The following is a 21,613-nucleotide window of genomic DNA, read 5'->3' as shown; positions in this document are numbered from 1 at the left end:
TTATTAAATTTGGCGGTTGGGCAGCCGGGGCTGGATTACCAATTTATCAGCAAAGCCCTAACAGACCTGGAAAAAACCTGCTGGTATATGGAGTTTGACGGGGCCCGCTACCGGTTTAAAACCGAACCGTCCATCAACAAAATAGTCGCCGACGAAACCGACAACTACACCAAGGCAGTGGCTAAACAGGAACTGGCTGCCCGCATTAAAAACTATTACGCTGAAAAGCATTTCAAACCGGTTTTCTTTCCTGAAGGGCCGGAAAGTGTGGACGATGATACCGGCAAGCCTAAACTGGTGATTATACATTTTGACAGTGAAACGGTCAATGCCAGCCAGAGCCAGGCTTATGATGATCCGCCGGTGCTGGTGGACCGCATTTACCAGAAGGCCGGTGCACAGCAGGCCTTCCGCATAAACCAAAATAACTTGATTTTTCTGGTGGCCAACGCCAACGAAGTAGCCCCGATGATCGAACAAGCCCGCAAGTACAAAGCCCTGGCGGCCTTAACCGATAAAGAAAGGCTCAAGGACTTTACCAAAGAGCAGCGAGAGGAATTGAAAAACCGGGCGGCGGCCGCCGAGCTGGACCTGAAAGTCCGGGTGGCTTCGGCCTACCGGCACCTGTTCTATCCCAGCGGAGAGGCCGGTGCGGTGGCCGGCCTGGCCCAGCATGTGCTGCCACCCCAGGATGTGGGTCAAATCAATAATACCAACCAGCAGGACTTGCTGCTGCAGGTATTATCGGAACTGGGCAAGACCCTGACCTCCCAGGACAAACCCCTGGCGGCAGCCTACGCCCAGAGCAAGATTTGGACCGGCACCAAAGAAGAAATGACCACCGAGGAATTCCGGCAGGCTTTCTGCCAGAAGCGGGTATTGCCCATCCTGTTTGATCCGGAACAGGTGAAAGAAACTATTAAAGAGGGCGTGCAAAAGGGCCTGTGGGTTTATTATAACGGCCAGAAGGCCTTTACCCGGGATAATGCCGCTGGCTTAATGGTACAATTAACCCCCGGCCATAAGCTCTATACCAGAGAAAAGGCGTTACGAGACGGCATCCTGGAAAGGCCAAAACCAGCCCAACCGGCGACCGGAGGCGGCGGTACGACGGGCCCCAAACCTCCCAAACAGGTGTGTCCTCTCTGCGGCCAAAACCCCTGTGTTTGTCTTAATTCCGGTGGGGGTGAGGGGTACTTCCATGAGAAAAAGCCTCTGGTGGCTGCCGGGGTCCCCAACAAAGCCTTTGCAGATTTAAGGGACCTCTGCGAAAAGGAAAAGGTTGAGGCATTGGCCAGCCTCACCATTAAATTAAAAGATATTAAGTCCGTCCAGGCGGTAGCCTTGATGCTGCCCCAATACCAGAAGCAAAATCCGGTTATTGAGCAGGACTTTACAGTGGAACTACCCGATGGCAGCCTGGAGTTGAAATTTAGCGGTGGCTGGCAAAATTACCGGGAAGTAAAGAACTTTACCGAGCGGCTGGCCAAATCAGCCAGGGAAACTTATGTGGAAACCAGGCTGACCTTTGAGTATCCCGAACCGGTTTCTCCGCAGGGGGAAGAGCTGGCCAAGATGAATGAATCGCTCAATACCTTTAAAGTGGAAAAAATAGAAATTGAGGCTAAAGAGACAAAGGATGAATAGTCAATGCAGGTTTTCACACTACAGGTGGAGCAGTTACCGGATAACGACTACCAGGTGACCTTATACCAGGTACCCTATCACCTCAAGGGCCAAATGCCCCAGCTGCCGATGAAAATTGAGACTCTCGCCGGCTGGCGGCTGCAGGCTGTGCGGCCGGTGCTGCTGGAGGAACTAAGGAAAAACGGCTACGACCCGTCTACTTTGAAGGCCGGACGCCGGGCCCCTTACAATATAAAAGAAATCAGCGGCATAAAAATCGGATTAATTTTCCTGGCGGTGAAACCGCTGCAAAAAATCCAGCGGGTGGAGGAAATATACCTGGGCATCAGCCGCATGAGTGATGAGGAGGCCTATTACTGGTTTGCCAAGTGCCGTAACGGTGAACGACAGCGGGCCTTACGAGCCTCAGGATTTTACTTTCCGAGGAGGAGAATTAAGTGACCAAGGAGAAGCGACCGGCGGTTTTAATAGAGAAGTGGTTTCCGGTGCAGGAGTTGGGCATTGAGTGTCAAAGGGAGCGGGGAGCAAGCAGTGCACTTCCACCCATTAGCTTTCTTCATGTTTGGTGGGCACGTCGTCCTTTAACATTATGTAAAGCAGCAGTTCTTGCCAGTGTACTACCTACTACCACCAATAAAGAATGGTTTAATAGATCTATAGGTATTTTAGGGCTTCCTATAGAAGCAAAAAAAAGAATTGAAGAAGCAGCTAAAACTGGTGAAAAGTTAAAAGATCCTTTTGGTTATGAACGTGCTTTTAAATATGTATTGGATGCTAATAAACAAGAAGAGATAAAAAAGAAAGCATCGGAAGTATGGGGGAATGCAGATATTTCTGTTTTAGATCCAATGGCCGGTGGTGGAAGTATTCCTCTTGAGGCATATAGGCTTGGCTTTGATACATATGCTAACGAGTTAAACCCAGTGGCACATGTCATTGAACGGGCAACCATCGAATACCCGGCCTTGTTTGGGAAAGAACTATATGATGAGATAGAGAAGTGGGCACAACGGGTTCAAGAAATCGCCGGTCCCCAATTGGAGGAGTTTTTTCCTAAAGGGGATGATGAAAATATCTTTGCCTATATCTGGGCAAGAACGGTAACCTGTCCAGATTGCCAGTTGAAAGTACCACTGAGCCCCAACTGGTGGCTGGAAAAAACTGAAAAGAAAAAGGTTGCAGTTAAACTTATAGTTAGCAAGGAATCTAATGAATGTTCTTTTGAGCTGATTGAAAACGTAAAAAAGCATCAGTACGACCCCGACCAGGGAACTGTCGCACGAGGTATTGGTAAGTGCCACGGTGTGCTGGCGTTCTGAAAGGTGACTATATAAAGGAACAAGCCCAAACAGGACAGATGGATCAACAGCTTTACTCTATAAGTTATAAGAAGTTAGTTGGAAAAAGACCTAAACGAATGTTTAGAGCGCCAGCAGATGATGATTTAGCGACCGCTAAAGAAGCAGAAATGGTTTTAATAACAAGAATTCTAGAGTTGCAAATGAAGGGATACGTACCTGACGAAACTATACCGATAGGAGAGAAAACTGTGGAGGCTATAAGATATGGATTTAAATTATGGCATAACATTTTTAGTCCCCGACAACTTCTCTCCCACTTAACATATTTAGACGCAATACTTCAGGTCAAAGATAAAATTAAAGAACAATATGAACCATCAAAAGCAGCGGCAATTATCACTTACCTGGCAATTATGTTTGACAAGGCAGTTGACTATAATTCACGATTGGTTCGATGGGATGGTACTAGAAATAAAATAGCAAATACATTCGATCGCCACGATTTTTCATTTAAATGGAGTCACGGTGAATTTGATCACAGCCGTATGCTTTGGCCCTGGGTAAAAGATCAGGTATTAGATGCCTACAAGGGAATTTGTGAACTGCTAAATGGTAACGGGGGACAGTTATTTCCTGACGAGAAGATTAATAATAAACTAATTCTTACCCAGGGTTCCGCAGCCAACCTGCACCACATCCAAGACAACACCATTCACGCCATTGTCGTGGACCCGCCCTATTATGACAACGTCATGTATGCCGAACTAAGCGACTTTTTCTACGTCTGGATGAAACGCACCCTGGGAGATATTTATCCCGAGGCCTTCTCTGACGAGTTAACCAACAAAGACGACGAAGCAGTGGCCAACCCGGCCCGTTTCCGGGGCTTCGATGTCTCACCGGCGGAACTGGCCAGGCAGGATTATCAGCAAAAGATGCAACTCTGCTTCCAGGAAATGTACCGGGTACTGCGCCCAGATGGTGTACTTACCATCATGTTCACCCACAAAAAGGTGGATGCCTGGGACACCCTGGCCACCGCCCTCATCAGCGCCGGTTTTGAAATCACGGCTTCCTGGCCGGTGCATACCGAAAGCGAGCACAGCCTGCACCAGGCCCGGAAAAATGCCGCTGCCAGCACCATCCTGCTGGTTTGCCGCAAGCGGGAAACCGACGGTTCCGGCGGCTGGTGGGAGGATATCCTGCCGGAAGTACGGCGGACTGCACTGCAAAAGGTGCAGGAATTTATGGCAGCGGATATCACCGGTGTGGACCTTTACCTGGCCACCTTCGGTCCGGTGCTGGGAGTTCTTTCCCGCCACTGGCCGGTACAGGACCGCAGCGGCGAACCCATCAGCCCGGACAAAGCCCTGGACGAAGCCCGCCGGGTGGTCACCGATTACCGGGTGCAGAGCCTGCTGCAGGGGCGGCGGGGCCGGTTTGACCCGGTGACCCGCTGGTACATCCTGGCCTGGGATATCTACCAAGCACCCCAGTTCCCCTTTGACGAGGGACACAAGCTGGCACTGAGTGTGGGTGTGGATATCGATGCCCTGCGCACCCAGAAACAAATTTATAAAAAGGACGGCAACTTTATTGTTCTTACCAGCCCCAAAGAACGCTCCCGCCGAGGACAGGTAGACGTCAATGCCCAGTCCTTTACCAGTTATATTGACGCCATCCACACCGCTCTTTTGATTTATGAAGAGGACGGGGCGGCAGCCCTTCGCCGCTTTGTCCAGCAGGCAAACCTGTTGCAGAGCGATGATTTTCTCTCGGCTTATGCGGCCTGGTGCGGGCCATTCCGGCAGGGCAGCCCGAGCACCGGCAGTTAAAGGATATGGCCCTTGCTGCAATGGATGAGAAGCTGGATCAATTGTCTTTATGGTAGGTGAGTAAACCATGACCCACCTGAACTTACGGGAATATCCCTGGCGTCACCGCTATAGCTGGGAAGTGAGTAATCCGGTAAAAGATTTCTATGTGCCGGCTCTCTCCCGCAGTGTACTGTACCAGCGCAAGGCCGGTTATTTCAGCAGTACTGCGCTGGCGGTGGCTGCCCAGGGGGTGGCCCGGCTCATTGCCAACGGCGGACGCATGCAGCTTTTAGTTGGCTGCCAACTGTCACCAGAGGATGTCCAGGCCATTCAGGAAGGATATGATCTGAAAGAAAAGGTGGCCCGGAACTTACTGGACAAGTTCAACCAGCCGGTGGATCAGATTATGCAAGACCGGTTGGCCGCCCTGGCCTACATGGTGGCGAAAGGCACGTTGGAAATCAAAGTGGCCTTACCCACCGATGGCAACGGCCAGGTGGTAGCCAGTGACGGCGACGAAGGTATTTTCCATGAAAAGGTAGGCATCTTTACCGATGCCCTGGGTCAAAAGCTGGCTTTTAGCGGCAGTATCAATGAAACCAAACAAGGTTGGTTGAAAAACCGGGAGAGTTTTCACGTGTTTAAATCCTGGTCACAGGATGCAGCACACCTGGTAGAGGAAGAAGAGGAATTTCGTTTGCTCTGGCAGGGGGCCGGGCGGTATACCCTGGTGGTGGATTTTCCCCAGGCGGTAGAGAAGGAACTGCTGAAATACAAGCCGGAGGAGGAACCCCGCCAGGACCCGCTGGAAGTTAGTGAACTCGAACAAGTGACAACCGGTAACCCCGGTTTCCTATGGCAGTTTATTAAAGATGCGCCTTACCTGAAAAACGGGCATGCCCTGGCGGAGGCTTTCAGTACGGTGGACCCCTGGCCCCACCAGCGGCAGGTGGTCAACAAAGTGGTTGCCAATTATACCGGGCGGTTCCTGTTGTCCGATGAGGTAGGTTTGGGGAAAACCATCGAAGCTGGTTTGGTGCTCAAGAAGCTACTGCTTACCGGGCTGGTACGGCGGTGTCTTATTTTAACCCCAAAGTCGGTAATACGGCAGTGGCAGGAGGAATTGCGTGAGAAATTCAACCTGCATATTCCTCGTTACGAGCAAAATGCCTTTTGGGATGCGAAGGGACGGCAAATACCGGTGCCGGGGGGCAATCCCTGGGACAGCACGGATGTGGCATTGGCTTCCTGCCAGCTCATGAAGCGTGAGGACCGCTGGAGCGAACTGCTGACAGCTAAGGATTGGGATTTAATCATCCTGGACGAGGCACACAACGCCCGCCGCAGCGGGGTGTCTAATAAGTACAGTGACCGCAACAAGTTGCTGCAGTTGATGGATCAGCTGGAGCGCAAGACCCGGGGGTTGCTGCTGCTGTCGGCAACACCTATGCAGTTGGACCCGGTGGAGTTATGGGACTTGCTGGTAATTCTGGGTATGGGCGGTTTGTGGGAGCCCGGGCGGAGGATTTCAAAAGATACTTCCTGGAAGTCCGAAAAATGCCGGAAGCCGGAGAAATTGATTTTCTCATTAAGATGCTGAAGGATTACCAACGACTAGCTGGTCCGGAGGCTGATCTCTGCCAACTACCTGGCAACGATAACGTGGGGTTAATTACCAGGCGCAAGCTGGCAAGCCTGTTCCAAAGCAATGTTCCTGCGCTGGAATATAAATCTCTTAATCAGAAGGATAAGGAAGTCTTAACTAAAATCCTGTCAAGCAACACACCCATCAAGCATTTTATGTTGCGCAACACTCGCAATGTGTTGCGATATTACCAAAAGAAAGGTTGGCTGGACCAGAACATTCCCAACCGGGATGTAAAAGATGTGTTTATTGATCTTGATCCGGTGGATGAGAAACCCCTTTACGATCGGATTGAGGAATACATCAGCAAATATTACAAAAAGGCGTTGGAAGAAAAACGAAGCGGCCTGGGTTTTATTATGACCATTTACCGCCGGCGTCTAACCAGTAGTTTTTTCGCCAATACCAAAAGCCTGGAGCGCAGGCTGGCGTTTCTTAAGGGAGATGACACGGCTGCTCAGGAATGGCTGGATGAACTGGAAGAATTGTTTGATGATGAACGACAAGAGCTCAGCGAGGACAGTAAAAAATTACTGGATCAGAGGGGAAATGCCGATGAGGAAATTGAATTTCTGGAGAATTTCCTCTACGACCTGCAATCTTTAGGCAAAGATTCTAAATATGCGCAACTGGATAACCACTTGCGGGACTACCTTAACCGCCATTCTAAAGTAATTATTTTTACCCAGTACACCGACACCATGAGGTACCTGCGGGAGCAATTGCAGTCCTACCGCAACCGCCTGGCCTGTTATTCAGGCGATGGGGGTGAATATTGGGACGGCCATAGCTGGCGGTTGACCACCAAAGAAGATATTAAGGAAAAGTTCGCCGCCGGGCAATATCAGATTCTTCTCTGTACAGACGCTGCCAGTGAGGGTTTGAACTTACAGACTTGTGGTCTCTTGATCAATTACGATATGCCCTGGAACCCCATGCGGGTGGAACAGCGCATCGGCCGTATTGACCGCATCGGCCAGCAGTTTAAAACAGTGGAAATCCTCAACTATTTCTACAAGGATACGGTGGAGGAAACCATCTACCAACGCCTGTCACACCGCATCGGTTGGTTCAACCAGGTGGTGGGGGAACTGCAGCCCATCCTGTCCCTGGGTTCCCTGGCGGCTAAAATCCCGCTGGCCATTAAAAAGGTGGCTATGTCCGGGGGTGAGGAAAAGGAAGCGGTGTTGGCAGAAGTGGTGGCCGACCTGTTGGAAGAGGCTGAGAAGGCGAAAGATAACGCCATTAATTTGGATATTTATGCCCAGCAGCTCAGCGCTCTACCGGAGAAGCAACGACCGCCGGTGACCCCTCTGGAGTTAGAAAGAATTTTTACAGCCACACTTTTGCCGGAGGGAGTATCCCTCCAGCCGGGGCAGGAAAAAGGTGTTTACCTTCTATCGTTTAAAAACCAAATCTATAGAGTTACCTTTAATCCCAGGGTGTACGATCGAAGACCAGACAGCGTAAAACTATTGGCCTATGGGGAACCGCTTTTTGAACAATTGCTAAAAGGGATCTCTTTGGAACAGACAAATCCGTTACCGGTGGTCAGGATAGAGGCAGCACAGGATCCACCCCTGGTGGGATATTTCTATAAAGACGAAGCAAACCAGTGGCAGGAGATCACCAATGCCACACAATACGAGGAACTGGTCAATGGCAACGGCCAGGTAGAAATAACAGAAGAGGAAAGAGCGGAGTTACAGAACCGTTTGATCAGAACCAGAGCCAGTGAGCTTCAAGTTGCAGCACAAATCCCGGAAAAACGCAGGCAGGAGCGCCTGGCAGCGGTCCGGGAGAAGGCGCGGCAGATTTTATATAAGCTGCTGTGTTATGAAGCGGTCCGCCAGGATACCCTGAATGTGCAAAAAATCCTGGATACCAAAATTCAGCGGGGAGATATTCACTATGGTCCTTTGCTCAAAATGGCGCAGGCATCTCCGGCCAGCATCAAACTCAATGCTGCAGAGGTGGCCGGGTATAAAGGAATGAAACCAGAATCACTATTTGCTAAAACCGGTGCCCTGTACATAGAGGCAGATAATCTGGTGGAGGAGTACAAGTATTTAACGGGGAGTTTTAAGAACTAATCATTGTACCAAAGTATCCCGGTCGTTTTGGGCCGGGATACCCTTTATGATTAATCTACTCATCAAGATTATATCAATATTAGTAATGAATAGACATATATCGGTTCTACCGTGATTGTCGGAAGGGATAACCCAAAGGTTAATTACTTTATTTAAAAAAATGACCAACTGGAAATTATTTGTTGGTCAATATGATACAAGGGGGTTGGATCATGCCTCTATGTGTTTATTGTGGTCAAGAAAAGCCTGCTGAACAATTTTCGCGAGAACATGTTATCCCTAGGGCCATTGGAGGTAATTTAAGACCTTATAACCCTTTTACATTAAATCAGGTATGTAAAAGGTGTAATAGCATATGTGGTGCGTACATCGATGGTCCCTTTGTTAAGAACTGGTTGACCCAGAACTACAGGGCCGAAATCGCTAAAAAATACGTAAACATTAATAGTAACCCCATTCTACCACTAATCTACTGTGGCCCAGTTAATGGACTTGTCTATAAAGAAAAAATATGTGAATTGTGGTTAGGACCCACTGGTGATACAATTTATCACTTTCATGAACCTTACCCGGAAGAACCTGATGTTCCCCCAATGGTAGGAATACCTACCTATGCCCGGAATGATCAAATCGATCATGGCTTTGCGTTTCTTTTTGTCCGCTCCAATAATCCGGTTTGGCATCCTGCATCCTGCATTCCTTTAATGAACAATTCAAACAATCTGTTATATTTTTAGGAAATGGGCCCACGCCGCAAGGGGGTCGTTTTTCAGATATACCTCTTGAACTTCAAGGTTTACATCAAAGGCTAAAAAGTATGTCTGGTAAAGAACACAGCTTAAGTGTAAAGATGAACGTGAGCTATGGAGACAGATTTATAGCGAAAGTTGCTCTGGGCTTAGGGGCAATATTACTTAGAGATAGTTTTAAAACCAGTTCCTCTGCTGACATCCTAAGGAAATTTATGTGGACGAAAGACTTCAACGAAAGATCCAATATTCCTGTTCGAGGCTCAAGCTTCTTCAGGGGTAATTTGAAAGAGTTACAAAATTTCTTTCACTGGCCTGGGGGACATTTAATCTGTATTTTGAGATATCAGTCCAGTTTAAGTTTATTTTTATCCCTCTACGAAACACAGGCAGCGACTATTATAATATCCTCCGAACCGGAACATTGGGAAGGTATAATTAAAGAAGAAGGATTTGTCTATGTCATATCTCCTGGCTTACAAAGATATGTAGGTCCTAAAAACATAGGAACATTTATAGCACATAAAATTGAAGGAGATTTTTCTGACCCTGATTTGTCAGAACTGGAAAATGAAATGAGCAGGAATAATGGTTTGCCACCATTTATGATCTAAGGGATTGGTCTTCCACATTCTAATCTCAGCTAATGTAAAGACCAGTGGCAGCCACACAGTGCAGAATATTCATGATCTGCTAATGTATGTTTAGCAGATTTTTATTGTCTACAGGCAGGAAAACTCTTCCTGGTGTAGAATTGATATTGTACTAAAAAGTAACAAATTTTTTATTGAGTGAATAAATAAATATATTACAGGCAATATTTTGCCTGTACGATTAATTAAAAGAGGGCGATAATTTGTCCGAAATCAAAGATTTTTTCCGGCAAGAAAGTGAGTTTTTGCTTAATCTTTGCCAGCAATTTGCACCTGAATATCACGAGCAGGTGCAAAAATCGTTTATCCAGTCCCCGCTGTTGCCCAAGGGCTCCTTTAATTTATTGTTAGCTGGCAAGGGTAAACCGGATAGCTCTTTATATGAGACACTGGCCTTTGCTGCCTATGACAGTTTTGCTAAAGCCTATCTGGAGCAGTTGTGTGCTTACGTCTCAATGGTGATTCGCGAAACCGCAGTGGAAGCAAAATTGCCAGAGAGTAAAGATAAAGAAATATCCCTGGATCATGTGCTTAACTACCTGGAAGTATTGACATTGGACGATCCGGTACTGGAGTGGTTTGTGGCTACAGGTGCACCTAACCTAAACCAGGTGCGAAAGCAACTAAGTGTTTCAAACATTGAACAACTGAGTGATTTGGTGCGCCAGCTTGAGTATTATGTGCAGTATTTTACAGATGACCCGGAGAAGTGCGAAAGCTTTAGCTTTTTAGTGGACATTCTGGAAAGATTGCCTAAGGATATGGAGGAGTTGGAACTCCTGCGGATCGACCAGGTATGGATGGAACTACTTAGGTACAAAGGTAGAGAAACTGAAGTTGTTTTTCCGTCAGTTAATCAGATAACCATTAGGCTTTCTGTAACTGTTGAAGAAAACAACCAATCATTACCTGATTTCAGGCAAGAATATCTTCCGTCTGATAGATACGGCACAGAAAAAAGATATATGACATCATCTTACGGCAACAAATGGAATAAAGAAGTTACAATCAGAGATTTAAGCAAAGTAATACCAGGGAGTGGCAAAAATGAAGAAACAAGTAGTTGCCCACAAAGTCCAGCTGCTTGATGTTTTTATAGAAAAAATTAATTGCCAAAGGGTAGCAGACTTCCAAAGTGGTATCCCTTACGATGTAGTTTTTAGTGTAAAGGCCAAGACTATTAATAATAATTTGGCATACGGTTACTTTAGAATAAAGATATTATTTGACAAGGAACCGAAAATTTTTAACTTGGATATTACAGTGCGTGGTGAATTCAAGTGTGAGAAAACAACAAACCGAACAGAGCTAAAGAGATTTGTGGAACAACAGGGTTTACCTCTATTACTGCCTTGGGCCAGGCAGGCAGTAGCTTCATTAACCTTGTCTATGGGGTTGCCCCCGTTGCTTTTACCTTTAATTGATGTTTTTGCCACGATTCGTTCCAATGAACCAGTAAAAGAAGAAAGTAAGGGGTCAAAGGGATGAAGGTCAATTTTATTCATACAGATGAATATATGGACTACGTACACAGTCAGCAGGAAATTCATGATCTTGCTGACTTTTTACTTTCAGAGCCGGAGTTCTTGCCAGAGGTTGCAGCGGCTGTATTAAAAAGCTATAAATTAGGAGAGTTTGAAAAATGGCGAATGAGTTATTTAAATCTAAATAATCTTGCCAAGGCGAAAGCCAAGAGAGCCAAGCAAGAAAGGTTTGCCACCATGCTAAAAAAGGTTTTTGATCTGGCACTAACCCCACCGGAGGGAGAGAGTGAGGAGCAATTTTTGAAAAAGCTGCGTGGTGGCATACTGGAGGTATTAGTAAGCCGATTTCTGGTTGAACGATACTGTTGTCTTAGCTCAAACTGTCTGGTTTGTGTTGATGGCCAGTTGCTGAAGGCTAAGCCGGAAGACACGGCAGGTAAAACAATGGACGTAGCAGGAGTAGACAAGCTGGCTGATACTCAAATTGGCGAATGGTACGAGTGTAAAGTCAGTACTGGGGGATGAGGTCCTGCGGCAGATTGCCCGGGAGCTGGCGGATAAGGTGCGGCTAATGCTCCATTGACTGGAATATCAAGGAATCGGTGCGGGCCAAGCTAAAGGTGCTGGTTCGCCGCACCCTGAATAAATACAAATACCCCCCGGATCAGCAGGAAAAGGCGGTAAGTACTGTGATTAAGCAGGCGGAAATGTTGACCCAGTATTGGACGAACTAAGGAAGGACAGGCCGTACCGCAGGGTGCGGCTTTTTAATCAGAAAGCAGGGGAGATGTTAACTTGTTAGTTAAAGATGCAGTTGATGTTTTTTGTCAGGCTTTAGAAATTGAAATAAAGTGTGCCCAGGAGACGGGCGGCAAAGCTTACCGTATCATGGATGGCCAGTTTATTACCACTGACAAGGCAACCTATATATATTTATTTAACTTAGAAGTTGAATTATCTATTGTTGATGACTCACCTATTAGGGTGGAGATAGAGGGTAAAAAATCAGAAGGCCAGATTATATATTGTGAGAACTTCGAAATTTTAATCGCCTTAGATGATTATTTTGGCCAATCCGTTGTTCAGGGAAATATGTATTGTGAACCCTGGAAGTTGTTAGAGGGTTTGCAGAATCGATTAAGGGAGATAGAACAGGGAAAAGGAAATGTGGATTTGGCTAAAAAGCAGTTAATAGGAAAACATCTTATGACTTCTTATCCACTCCCCAACGTGGTTCTGATTTAGCCATCAAAAAGGCTTTACAAGAACCAGTTCTTTATATATGGGGACCGCCTGGAACAGGTAAAACGGAAACTCTTTCTCGAATCGCCATAAATCACCTGGCTAAGGGACACCGGTGCTGGTGATCTCCCATAGTAATGTGGCGGTTGATGAAGCAATAAGAAGAATATATAAAAAAATATGGGAACCTGGCACTCCCAAAAATTTTAAATATAAACCCGGCAGTATCCTTCGTTACGGCTACCCAAAGATGCCGGATGTTCGTAATAATGAGGAGTTAACTTCTTTTAATTTGGTTCTGCGCAAGTATCCAGAGCTTAAAAAGCAGAAAGAAGAGCTGGAACAGCAGAGATTTATTATTAAAAAACAAAGACTGAACGACCCGGAACTGGCGAAAGTTTCTAAAGAATTGACGGTTCTGAAAAGACGAATTAAGGAACTGGAAAGCCAGTTTCTCCAAGATGCCAAATTAGTGGCCACCAGTTTAGCCAAGGCTACAATAGATAGTTGTATTTACGATAGTCACTTCGATGTAGTGTTGTTAGATGAGGTAAGTATGGCTTATATTCCTCAAGCCTTTTATGCAGCTTCTCTGGCTAAAAAACATATAATCTACATTGGTGATTTTCGCCAACTGGCCCCTATTGCTTTATCTGATGATGAGAAGGTTAAAAAATGGCTGAAGAGGGATGTTTTTGAACAAGCAAAAATTAAGGAGGGTGTAGATGAAAGGAGATATCATCCCCTGATGGTAATGCTGGATGTCCAGCGGAGGATGCATCCAAAGATATCCGGCTTTGTGAGCTACCATATTTACCACGGCTTATTAAATGATGATCCGGCTATGGCTCAAAAAACTGAAGACATAAAAAAATCAACACCTATGCTTGGAGAAAACTTATCACTCATAAATGTTAGACTTTTTCCAGCTTTTTGCTATAAAGACAGCTCCGGTTCCAGGTATAACCCGTTTACAGCCCTTGTGTCTTTGTACCTGGCTTTACAGGCATTGCCATCAAAGACAAGCAAGCAGTTGGAGGAAGATAGCCCGATTGGTATCATTACACCCTACAGTACCAATCACGGCTGGTTAGGTCCATGATTAGGGATGTTTTTAGGGAAGAAAATTTAAGCAAATTACCTATTTTTGCGGCTACGGTACACCAATTTCAAGGTTCTGAGAAAGACATTATTATTTTTGACTGCGTTGATAACTATCCTCAAGAAAGACCCGGCGTGTTGCTAACCAGCGATAACCTGGAACAGGCCACCCGTTTAATAAATGTTGCCGTAAGCAGGGCCAGGGGAAAATTTGTTGCTATTACTAATAGATCTTATTGGAAAAGCAAAATAAATAATGATAAGATTCTATCCGTTTTGCTGCGATATCTGGAAGAGAAAGGCCGACAGTACGCCAGTTATGATCTTGAGAATTATTTATTAAAACCCCTTGAGTTAAAGCATGCCCTCCAATTCTATAGCAAGGGAAATTATAAGGAGCATTTTATCTATGATTTAAGAAATGCCAGGGGAAGTATTTATATGGATATACCCGAGGCACACTGGTTGACACTAGTTGGTTAAAGTATTTACAAGACGTTCAAAAAAGAGGCGTACAGCTAAAAATTAGGGCAGGGAAGCCTGCTGATTTGCCATCACCTCTTAATCATTATGCGGAATTAAAGTATTTTGTCCCGGCTCCACTTATCATAATAGACCAAGAAATTATATGGTACGGGCAACCATTGGTTAAGAAAGATAAGGTAGAATATTTTGTAAGCGTTCGTTTTAAGGGCAAAAGGACAGCCCAAATGCTTACCACTCTGCTTGGGACAGGATCAGGAGTCGGCCTCGGTTTTAATGAGTTTATAGGAAGTAACGAAAAGTGCCCAAATTGCGGTAGACCCCTCAGGATTGTTGAGAACCCGAAAAACCGTAAGCTGTTGCTTGGGTGTACAGGTTACCCAAAATGTAATTATATATTCCCATATATACCGGTTGACTTAGTGAACAAATATCTGACCACTACCCAAAAAGTGTGCCATAAATGCGGTAGCCCCTTTTATGCAAGGGTTTCACAATACGGCCTGTACATTAGTTGTGAAAATTTTTGGGCATGTAAAAATAAAATTAGCGTTAAGGATTTATAAGTTTTTTGATGGTCAATTGTTTTGACAGCCCCGCTGGTGCCCGTCCCAAGCGGATACTAACCAGGTAGTGACCTATGCGGTGGCAAAAGAGTGTCGGGAGGCGGTGCTTATTTATCCCTCTTCTAATATTAGGACTTTTAAAGAAACCATTGGAGATATTACCGTTAGAACGCTGGTATTTCCTTTGGAAGGTGATCTTGAGGTTGCGGGGAATAGACTGATTGAAAACTTAAATACTTCTTTCTTAAAAGACAATGGAAGTAACGCCTGAATTTTTTCAGGTGTTTTTTATGCCACTGACATGCTGTGGTCGTGCCGGACTGTTACCATTTAAGCAAAAGAATTGGTATAAATGCAGCCTTGTGTTGCAGAAAATCCCGGTGGTTATCAATTAAACGGAGTTGCCTATGTATCTGAAAATTTGTCCCGTGTGTGGTAACAACAAATCCTACAGTGCAGCTTCGGAAAGACAGTGGATTTGCCCCTACTGTGGCAGTGATATTAGTAAAGAGCCATGCCAGCCGCTTAGGGAGAAAAAGAGAGATAAGGAGGTCAACCCTAATGGAACAAATTAAAGTTGATCTGGCGTTAGATAAAACTTTTCTGCTACACGGCAATAAGCAGGTGGCCTATCTCATGGTTAAACTTGCTGCACCGGAGCAAATAGTTAAAGAAAGACCTGTGCAGAATTTTTCCTTTGTCATTGATCGTAGCGGCAGTATGTCCGGAGAAAAGCTGGACTACACCAAAAAGGCAGTTACCTTTGCAGTTGGCCATCTTAGACCTCAGGATTATTGTTCGGTGGTGGCCTTTGATGACATGGTTACGATGGTGGCCCCATCCCACAAGGTGGAGAACAAAGATGCTCTTAAAATGGCGGTGGAAAGTATCTATCCCGGTGGCAGCACCAATTTAAGCGGAGGCATGCTGCTGGGTTTAAGGGAAGTTAAGCTGGCTCACAAGGAAAACCAAATTAATAGGGTGCTGCTGTTGACGGATGGTATGGCCAATGTGGGAGTGACGGACCACGGTGCCTGGTGGAGAAGGCGCGGCAAATGGCAGCCGGTGAGGTTAATCTCTCTACCTTTGGATTGGGTGATGACTTTGAAGAAGATTTGCTGCAGGCAATGGCCGAGGCCGGCGGAGGTAACTTTTATTATATAGAAACACCGGACCAAATCCCTGGTATCTTTGATCAAAAGCTGACCGGTTTACTCAGTATTGTAGCCCAAAACCTGTCAGTGAAAGTGAAACCGGGTCAGGATGTATCAATAACCGGGGTACTTGGCTATCCCTTTACCACCGGTGAAGGGCTTACCGTGAGCCTGCCTGATATATATAGTGGGGAAACAAAAATTCTGCTGCTGGAACTGGTGATATTGCCGCTGGCTGAAGGGACCCATAAGCTCTTTAGTGTAGAGCTGGATTATGCAGACGTTCGGGAAAACCTGGCCCTGGTTAACCTAAAGGCCGACCTGAGCGTAAAAGCCAAACAAATAATATATTTGAATTAAGGATATAATTATGGTACAATAAAGCCACAAAAAGGAGTGAGTATTGTGCCTAAGATAATTCCAATTCGTGATTTAAAAAAAACAAGTGAGATTTCACAAATGTGTCACGCTTCCGATGAGCCTATTTTCATAACTAAAAACGGATATGGCGATATGGTTATCATGAGCATGAAAATGTACGAGGAAAAGATGTTCATGTCAGATGTCTACCGCAAACTGAACGCTGCCGAGGAACAATTGGCGGAAGGAAAAATACTTGACGGAGATGCTTCTCTGAAGAGTATAAGAGAAAAATACAATGTATAAATTGATTGTCACAGAACTTGCTCATCAGGATTTGGACAATATCGTTTCATACATTGCCGTTCAATTGGCAAATCTGACAGCCGCATCAGATTTTCTTGATGAGGTCGACAAGTGTTACGGCTATTTGAAAAGGAATCCGCTGATGTATTCCAAGTGTCAGGACAGCCGATTGGAAAAAGAGGGTTATCGCAAGGTTGTCGTAAAAAATTATATCATCATCTACAAAGTGGATGAAAACGATAAAAAAGTAAACATTCTGCGTTTCTTTTACGGAGCTCAAGACTATGCCAAATTGATATAAGCAAAACATGAAAAAAGCACTTCTTCGGAGGTGCTTTTTTATGCTCGAAATTTTTACTTTATTCAATACAATGTAAAAAGCAGCAAATTACCGTAGTGTTTGGCAATAAGGTGGCATTCTATTGCACTAATATCTGTATATGGCAACTACTTAAACTATATCAATAAATAGGCTTAGTCAGTCCGTCAGTCCCGATAAAAAAGCCAGTCCCCCAAGTGGGTAACTGGCCGGAAACCTACATGTCTCTCAAGTAACTTGTGCTAAGTTGACCACTTGTGATAGAGTAAAAGTTGACCGGCCCCTGTTATACAATGGTAAACTGACAGATAATTCTGCTTATACATAACCCTAGTAGCGTGATTCGCTACAGGCAAATGCAGCGACCCCTTTGGAGATGGAGTATATGTTGCATGAATATTCAAACATCGAACACCTGCCGGTGTGTCAAAAACCCGGGGGTTGCTCGATTTTTAAAAACCCTTGAAATATAAGGGGTAAGGGGTTTACGGGTATAAAGAGATAGTGTAAAATAGGAAAAAGTAACCAGATTTATGGTGATTCTCGCAAAATAGGTTGTCAGCCCATGTATTTTAAGAACTCCAGCGGATAGGGTCTAAAAACAAAATAATTCCCTCTGGGAATTGAAACAAGTAGCCGACAGCGGCCGCACCAGCTCCAGCCCGGCCGTCTAAAAACAAAATAATTCCCTCTGGGAATTGAAACTCCATCAGGTCAAACTCAGTGTCGGCGGTAATCAGTCCGTCTAAAAACAAAATAATTCCCTCTGGGAATTGAAACGCCACGGAAACATATCCTTCATCTATGGCCCTGGATGAGTCTAAAAACAAAATAATTCCCTCTGGGAATTGAAACGCGCCCGCAGCTGTTTGGCAGATGAGCCGCCAATCTCGTCTAAAAACAAAATAATTCCCTCTGGGAATTGAAACTCGACCAGCTCGTCGTTGTCATCTGCGAGAACCTGATCGGCGTGTCTAAAAACAAAATAATTCCCTCTGGGAATTGAAACCCGGAAATGTCTCCGGCTGATGTGTACCTGTGGTTCGGTCTAAAAACAAAATAATTCCCTCTGGGAATTGAAACATTGCCCCTCCGCCGGCCATTAGTATCTGGTCAATCAGTCTAAAAACAAAATAATTCCCTCTGGGAATTGAAACATCACCAGCAGGTGTTCTAGTTCTAAGTCGATACTTCTTTGTCTAAAAACAAAATAATTCCCTCTGGGAATTGAAACATGGCTGCCACCCTGTTTTTGGCTTTACTGCTCAGCCACAGTCTAAAAACAAAATAATTCCCTCTGGGAATTGAAACTACCCATGTGGACACACAAGTATCCACCTTGATTCGCCCAGTCTAAAAACAAAATAATTCCCTCTGGGAATTGAAACCCCAGATGACCGGGACGGGGTTGTCGTACTTGTGGTCTGTCTAAAAACAAAATAATTCCCTCTGGGAATTGAAACTCAGTTAGTTGTCGTTCTGGTGGTGGAACTGCTTTTACGTCTAAAAACAAAATAATTCCCTCTGGGAATTGAAACATGGCCACCTCCTTTCCTAATTTTCTTCTGATTCGGGCACCAATGTCCAAAAACAAAATAATTCCCTCTGGGAATTGAAACACCAACGCCGAACGGTTTTCTCGCTGGACGGGTCCGGGATGTCCAAAAACAAAATAATTCCCTCTGGGAATTGAAACATCTCTTTTGGCCCATTTCATATTTCCTCCTTCTCCCGTCCAAAAACAAAATAATTCCCTCTGGGAATTGAAACCCTTCATAGACTACATCAGCGTTAATGTATTTATACTGGCGTCCAAAAACAAAATAATTCCCTCTGGGAATTGAAACGCCAACGGCGCTAGAATTAGCACGTTGCCCCCTGTTTTGTCCAAAAACAAAATAATTCCCTCTGGGAATTGAAACTAATTTATCTTGAGCATTATCATATTTAATGTTGTAATTATTTAATATTCAAATATACCGCTACACTGCATCATAAGGTGTGTGAGACCATGCAAGGACAGAAATTAACCAGGGAGCAGCAGTATCTTCCTGTATCTGCGGTTTCGGAAATTCTTTATTGCCCCCGAAATTTTTATTACAGGGTAGTTGAAGCGGCAGAAGACTCAAATCACCATCTGCTGGAGGGTAAGCTGCAGGAGGAGCGGCGAAATGAAAGGCAGAGTATCGTGAGGGAAGGATACCGCCAGGAACGTTGCATTTGTGTTGCATCGGAAAAGCTAGGCATTATAGGTGTTATTGACGTCCTGGAGCAGGGGAATGAAATCTATCCGGTCGAATACAAAAAAGGTATCCTGAAGGAAAGCCTGAATGATGATATACAGGTATGTGCCCAAGCTATGGCTCTGGAAGAAAAACTGGGACATGATATCACCAAGGGTATATTTACTATTCCCAGTCCAATGCAAGGCGGGAAGTATTGATTGATGAAGCCATCCGTCGGATGGTGGAAAATGCAGTTAACAAAGCCAGAGAAATTATGACCTCAGGGGAGATACCTCCGCCAATGGCTGATAACCGTTGTGAAGGATGTGCCCTTATAAACCGATGCCTTCCTTTTGAGGTAAAACAACTTTCAGGCCCAAAAAAGATAGTAACTCGACGCTGCCGGGAATCAATTTGGGAAGAGTATTGTATGTGGATCAACAGGGCGCATCACTGCATAAAAAAGGGGAACGGGTACTGGTAATTAAAGATGAAGTTAAGTTAACAGATATGCCTCTGTGCAACTTGGATCAGGTTGTTCTGGTAGGAACAGTTAATGTTTCTTCTCAATTAACAAAGCTTTTTCTGGAAAGAGGTGTTGAGGTTCATTTTATTTCAACGAAGGGAAAATACTATGGATGCCTGCAGCCAACTCTTTCCAAAAATTCTGTCCTGCGTATAGCTCAACACAGCACGTATCAGCATAACAGTGAGCGTATGATCTATGCCAGAGAATTTGTTCGTGGTAAGCTTTCCAACATGCGTACCCTTCTATTAAGATATAATCGGTCTCTGAATGACCCTGCGCTTGAGAAGGCGTCATCAAAAATGAAAAATATTGTAAAAAAGCTGGAGAAGGCCGGAAATCTGAATGAGTTAATGGGATTGGAGGGTGCTGGTTCTCATGAATATTTTAGGGTATTTGGACTGCTAATCAAAGATAAAGTCCCCTTTGATTTTAACAAGCGCAGCAGGCGTCCACCGGAAGACCCGGTGAATGCCTTATTAAGTTTTTGCTATTCATTACTGTTGAAAGACGTAGTCGCATCAGTTCAGGTAGTGGGATTTGATCCTTTTGTAGGGTTTTTTCACCGGTCAGATTTCGGCAGACCAGCCCTAGCCCTGGATATAATGGAAGAGTTCCGACCGGTAATAGCTGATTCAGTTGTGCTAATGGTCTTAAACAAGGGTATCATTACCGAGGGGGATTTTGACTATATGATGGGGGGATGTTTTCTTAATGAAAACGGACGTAAAAAAATATACCGGTGTTATGAAGAACGCAGGAAGGAAGTCATTACCCATCCGATTTTTGGTTACCGAATACCCTACCTGCGCAACATTGAGCTGCAGGCACGATTTTTAGCCAAGGTCTTGACTAAGGAAATTACTGATTATAAACCATTTTTAATCCGGTAGTGATGATGACGCATTACATTATTAGCTATGATATAACAGATGACAAGAGACGAAATAAAATACACAAGGTATTATGCGACTATGCGGTACCAGTTCAGTACAGTGTTTTTGAAGCACGTCTGAGCGAGGAAGATTATGTTATGCTGCGGCATAAATTATCTCGTCTCCTGCAAAAAGACGAAGACAGCGTCATTTTTTACAAGCAGTGTGCCAGGTGCAGAGATGATATAATAAGAATAGGCAAATGCAGCGACCCCTTTGGAGATGGAGTATATATTGTATGAATATTCAAACATCGAGCACCTGCCGGTGTGTCAAAAACCCGGGGGTTGCTCGATTTTTAAAAACCCTTGAAATATAAGGGATAAGGGGTTTACGGGTATAAAGATATAGTGTAAAATAGGAAAAAGTAACCAGATTTATGGTGATTCTCGCAAAATAGGTTGTCAGCCCATGTATTTTAAGAGCTCCAGCGGATAGGGTCCAAAAACAAAATAATTCCCTCTGGGAATTGAAACTTTTTCTTAATCTGGTAGAGGGCTGTATGGCAACTTTTGTCCAAAAACAAAATAATTCCCTCTGGGAATTGAAACAGCACCCAAACCCCGCCCGGCCTCTCAAGGGAAATAATGTCCAAAAACAAAATAATTCCCTCTGGGAATTGAAACGTCCCAATCTTGCTGACCAACTACGAGCGGGTGCGTGATGTCCAAAAACAAAATAATTCCCTCTGGGAATTGAAACTGCGTTATCACCGTCCAATGCGGCCAGTGCCTGTCTGGTCCAAAAACAAAATAATTCCCTCTGGGAATTGAAACTTCCCACGATGGGGATGACAGGGCGGTATTGAATTCGTAGGTCCAAAAACAAAATAATTCCCTCTGGGAATTGAAACAATTCACGGGCGTGGCTGGCACAGTGGTGCCAAGCGGGTCCAAAAACAAAATAATTCCCTCTGGGAATTGAAACCATAACAATCATCCCTGAAAGGCTCCGGATCTTCCACATGTCCAAAAACAAAATAATTCCCTCTGGGAATTGAAACTTGG

The 21,613-nt window shown here is 44.9% G+C and carries 22 protein-coding genes, 2 pseudogenes and 2 CRISPR repeat arrays; all 24 genes and pseudogenes read left to right on the top strand.

Going from position 1 to position 21,613, the window contains the following annotated elements; genetic code table 11:
- The first annotated feature begins 9 nt into the window (after nucleotides 1–9).
- The gene (locus tag P378_RS08450) at nucleotides 10–1,647 is read left to right on the top strand and encodes a hypothetical protein (RefSeq protein WP_099082939.1); all 1,638 of its coding nucleotides are present in this window, start codon (nucleotides 10–12) and stop codon (nucleotides 1,645–1,647) included.
- Between the two features lie 3 nt (nucleotides 1,648–1,650).
- Nucleotides 1,651–2,088, top strand: coding sequence for a DUF7680 family protein (locus tag P378_RS08445; protein ID WP_099082938.1), 438 nt, complete (start codon nucleotides 1,651–1,653; stop codon nucleotides 2,086–2,088).
- Nucleotides 2,085–2,966, top strand: coding sequence for a DUF1156 domain-containing protein (locus tag P378_RS08440; RefSeq protein ID WP_099082937.1), 882 nt, complete (start codon nucleotides 2,085–2,087; stop codon nucleotides 2,964–2,966). The genes P378_RS08445 and P378_RS08440 overlap by 4 nt, the downstream gene beginning before the upstream one ends.
- A 230-nt stretch (nucleotides 2,967–3,196) precedes the next feature.
- Nucleotides 3,197–4,783 carry a DUF1156 domain-containing protein gene (locus tag P378_RS08435; RefSeq protein WP_143338443.1) on the top strand — a complete coding sequence of 529 codons (1,587 nt, stop codon included), beginning with the start codon at nucleotides 3,197–3,199 and terminating at the stop codon, nucleotides 4,781–4,783.
- Nucleotides 4,784–4,850: 67 nt separating this feature from the next.
- On the top strand, nucleotides 4,851–6,365 hold the full coding sequence (locus tag P378_RS08430) for an SNF2-related protein (protein ID WP_099082935.1): 1,515 nt from the start codon (nucleotides 4,851–4,853) through the stop codon (nucleotides 6,363–6,365).
- Nucleotides 6,323–8,503, top strand: coding sequence for a helicase-related protein (locus P378_RS08425; RefSeq protein WP_180261032.1), 2,181 nt, complete (start codon nucleotides 6,323–6,325; stop codon nucleotides 8,501–8,503). Before P378_RS08430 ends, P378_RS08425 begins: the two co-directional genes overlap by 43 nt.
- Before the next feature lie 212 nt (nucleotides 8,504–8,715).
- Complete coding sequence (locus P378_RS08420; RefSeq protein ID WP_143338442.1) at nucleotides 8,716–9,240, top strand: HNH endonuclease; 525 nt, start codon at nucleotides 8,716–8,718, stop codon at nucleotides 9,238–9,240.
- An 80-nt stretch (nucleotides 9,241–9,320) separates the two neighbouring features.
- Nucleotides 9,321–9,866, top strand: a complete 546-nt coding sequence (locus P378_RS08415; protein WP_099082932.1) for a hypothetical protein — start codon at nucleotides 9,321–9,323, stop codon at nucleotides 9,864–9,866.
- 242 nt (nucleotides 9,867–10,108) lie between these two features.
- On the top strand, nucleotides 10,109–10,993 hold the full coding sequence (locus P378_RS08410; protein ID WP_099082931.1) for a hypothetical protein: 885 nt from the start codon (nucleotides 10,109–10,111) through the stop codon (nucleotides 10,991–10,993).
- The gene (locus P378_RS08405) at nucleotides 10,953–11,393 is read left to right on the top strand and encodes a protein-export chaperone SecB (protein ID WP_099082930.1); all 441 of its coding nucleotides are present in this window, start codon (nucleotides 10,953–10,955) and stop codon (nucleotides 11,391–11,393) included. Before P378_RS08410 ends, P378_RS08405 begins: the two co-directional genes overlap by 41 nt.
- A complete protein-coding gene (locus P378_RS08400; RefSeq protein ID WP_099082929.1) occupies nucleotides 11,390–11,914 on the top strand; it encodes a hypothetical protein in 525 nt (174 codons plus the stop codon). The genes P378_RS08405 and P378_RS08400 overlap by 4 nt, the downstream gene beginning before the upstream one ends.
- 53 nt (nucleotides 11,915–11,967) lie before the next feature.
- Nucleotides 11,968–12,123, top strand: coding sequence for a type I restriction enzyme endonuclease domain-containing protein (locus P378_RS20095; protein ID WP_476588326.1), 156 nt, complete (start codon nucleotides 11,968–11,970; stop codon nucleotides 12,121–12,123).
- 61 nt (nucleotides 12,124–12,184) lie between these two features.
- Entirely contained in the window at nucleotides 12,185–12,634 is a 450-nt protein-coding gene (locus tag P378_RS19495) for a hypothetical protein (protein WP_099082928.1), read from the top strand.
- 2 nt (nucleotides 12,635–12,636) lie between these two features.
- Nucleotides 12,637–12,756: a DEAD/DEAH box helicase family protein gene (locus P378_RS24085; RefSeq protein WP_420795987.1), complete on the top strand. Its 120-nt coding sequence runs from the start codon at nucleotides 12,637–12,639 to the stop codon at nucleotides 12,754–12,756.
- Nucleotides 12,747–14,215, top strand: a pseudogene (locus P378_RS08385) (DEAD/DEAH box helicase). Before P378_RS24085 ends, P378_RS08385 begins: the two are co-directional and overlap by 10 nt.
- 227 nt (nucleotides 14,216–14,442) lie before the next feature.
- On the top strand, nucleotides 14,443–14,781 hold the full coding sequence (locus P378_RS24080; RefSeq protein WP_420795986.1) for a topoisomerase DNA-binding C4 zinc finger domain-containing protein: 339 nt from the start codon (nucleotides 14,443–14,445) through the stop codon (nucleotides 14,779–14,781).
- 67 nt (nucleotides 14,782–14,848) lie between these two features.
- A complete protein-coding gene (locus P378_RS08370) occupies nucleotides 14,849–15,052 on the top strand; it encodes a hypothetical protein (RefSeq protein WP_180261030.1) in 204 nt (67 codons plus the stop codon).
- A gap of 290 nt (nucleotides 15,053–15,342) precedes the next feature.
- The gene (locus P378_RS08365; RefSeq protein ID WP_238473046.1) at nucleotides 15,343–15,945 is read left to right on the top strand and encodes a vWA domain-containing protein; all 603 of its coding nucleotides are present in this window, start codon (nucleotides 15,343–15,345) and stop codon (nucleotides 15,943–15,945) included.
- On the top strand, nucleotides 15,909–16,295 hold the full coding sequence (locus tag P378_RS21425) for a hypothetical protein (RefSeq protein ID WP_238473045.1): 387 nt from the start codon (nucleotides 15,909–15,911) through the stop codon (nucleotides 16,293–16,295). The genes P378_RS08365 and P378_RS21425 overlap by 37 nt, the downstream gene beginning before the upstream one ends.
- A 45-nt stretch (nucleotides 16,296–16,340) precedes the next feature.
- Nucleotides 16,341–16,601 carry a type II toxin-antitoxin system prevent-host-death family antitoxin gene (locus tag P378_RS08360; protein WP_099082924.1) on the top strand — a complete coding sequence of 87 codons (261 nt, stop codon included), beginning with the start codon at nucleotides 16,341–16,343 and terminating at the stop codon, nucleotides 16,599–16,601.
- Nucleotides 16,594–16,902, top strand: a complete 309-nt coding sequence (locus tag P378_RS08355) for a type II toxin-antitoxin system RelE/ParE family toxin (protein ID WP_099082923.1) — start codon at nucleotides 16,594–16,596, stop codon at nucleotides 16,900–16,902. The genes P378_RS08360 and P378_RS08355 overlap by 8 nt, the downstream gene beginning before the upstream one ends.
- 611 nt (nucleotides 16,903–17,513) lie before the next feature.
- Nucleotides 17,514–18,842: direct repeats of the CRISPR family, unit length 37 nt; unit sequence GTCTAAAAACAAAATAATTCCCTCTGGGAATTGAAAC.
- A gap of 89 nt (nucleotides 18,843–18,931) precedes the next feature.
- Nucleotides 18,932–19,629, top strand: a pseudogene (gene cas4 / locus P378_RS24075) (CRISPR-associated protein Cas4).
- Nucleotides 19,578–20,564: a CRISPR-associated endonuclease Cas1 gene (gene cas1 / locus P378_RS08340; RefSeq protein ID WP_180261029.1), complete on the top strand. Its 987-nt coding sequence runs from the start codon at nucleotides 19,578–19,580 to the stop codon at nucleotides 20,562–20,564. The pseudogene cas4 and the gene cas1 overlap by 52 nt, the downstream one beginning before the upstream one ends.
- A gap of 2 nt (nucleotides 20,565–20,566) precedes the next feature.
- Entirely contained in the window at nucleotides 20,567–20,848 is a 282-nt protein-coding gene (cas2, locus tag P378_RS08335; protein ID WP_338013874.1) for a CRISPR-associated endonuclease Cas2, read from the top strand.
- Nucleotides 20,849–21,045: 197 nt separating this feature from the next.
- Nucleotides 21,046–21,609: direct repeats of the CRISPR family, unit length 37 nt; unit sequence GTCCAAAAACAAAATAATTCCCTCTGGGAATTGAAAC.
- Nucleotides 21,610–21,613 lie beyond the last annotated feature (4 nt).

It is taken from the genome of Desulforamulus profundi, from assembly GCF_002607855.1.
This window is presented reverse-complemented; position numbering and strand designations above follow the sequence as displayed.

Excerpts from the sequence above, each read along its gene's own strand:
- P378_RS08425 (WP_180261032.1), top strand. The coding sequence starts at position 6,323 with ATGCCGGAAGCCGGAGAAATTGATTTTCTCATTAAGATGCTGAAGGAT.
- P378_RS08355 (WP_099082923.1), top strand. The coding sequence starts at position 16,594 with ATGTATAAATTGATTGTCACAGAACTTGCTCATCAGGATTTGGACAAT.
- P378_RS08400 (WP_099082929.1), top strand. The coding sequence starts at position 11,390 with ATGAAGGTCAATTTTATTCATACAGATGAATATATGGACTACGTACAC.
- P378_RS08430 (WP_099082935.1), top strand. The coding sequence starts at position 4,851 with ATGACCCACCTGAACTTACGGGAATATCCCTGGCGTCACCGCTATAGC.
- P378_RS24080 (WP_420795986.1), top strand. The coding sequence starts at position 14,443 with ATGCTTACCACTCTGCTTGGGACAGGATCAGGAGTCGGCCTCGGTTTT.
- P378_RS08415 (WP_099082932.1), top strand. The coding sequence starts at position 9,321 with ATGTCTGGTAAAGAACACAGCTTAAGTGTAAAGATGAACGTGAGCTAT.
- P378_RS08420 (WP_143338442.1), top strand. The coding sequence starts at position 8,716 with ATGCCTCTATGTGTTTATTGTGGTCAAGAAAAGCCTGCTGAACAATTT.
- P378_RS08365 (WP_238473046.1), top strand. The coding sequence starts at position 15,343 with ATGGAACAAATTAAAGTTGATCTGGCGTTAGATAAAACTTTTCTGCTA.
- P378_RS08405 (WP_099082930.1), top strand. The coding sequence starts at position 10,953 with ATGAAGAAACAAGTAGTTGCCCACAAAGTCCAGCTGCTTGATGTTTTT.
- cas2 (WP_338013874.1), top strand. The coding sequence starts at position 20,567 with ATGATGACGCATTACATTATTAGCTATGATATAACAGATGACAAGAGA.
- P378_RS08445 (WP_099082938.1), top strand. The coding sequence starts at position 1,651 with ATGCAGGTTTTCACACTACAGGTGGAGCAGTTACCGGATAACGACTAC.
- P378_RS21425 (WP_238473045.1), top strand. The coding sequence starts at position 15,909 with ATGGCCGAGGCCGGCGGAGGTAACTTTTATTATATAGAAACACCGGAC.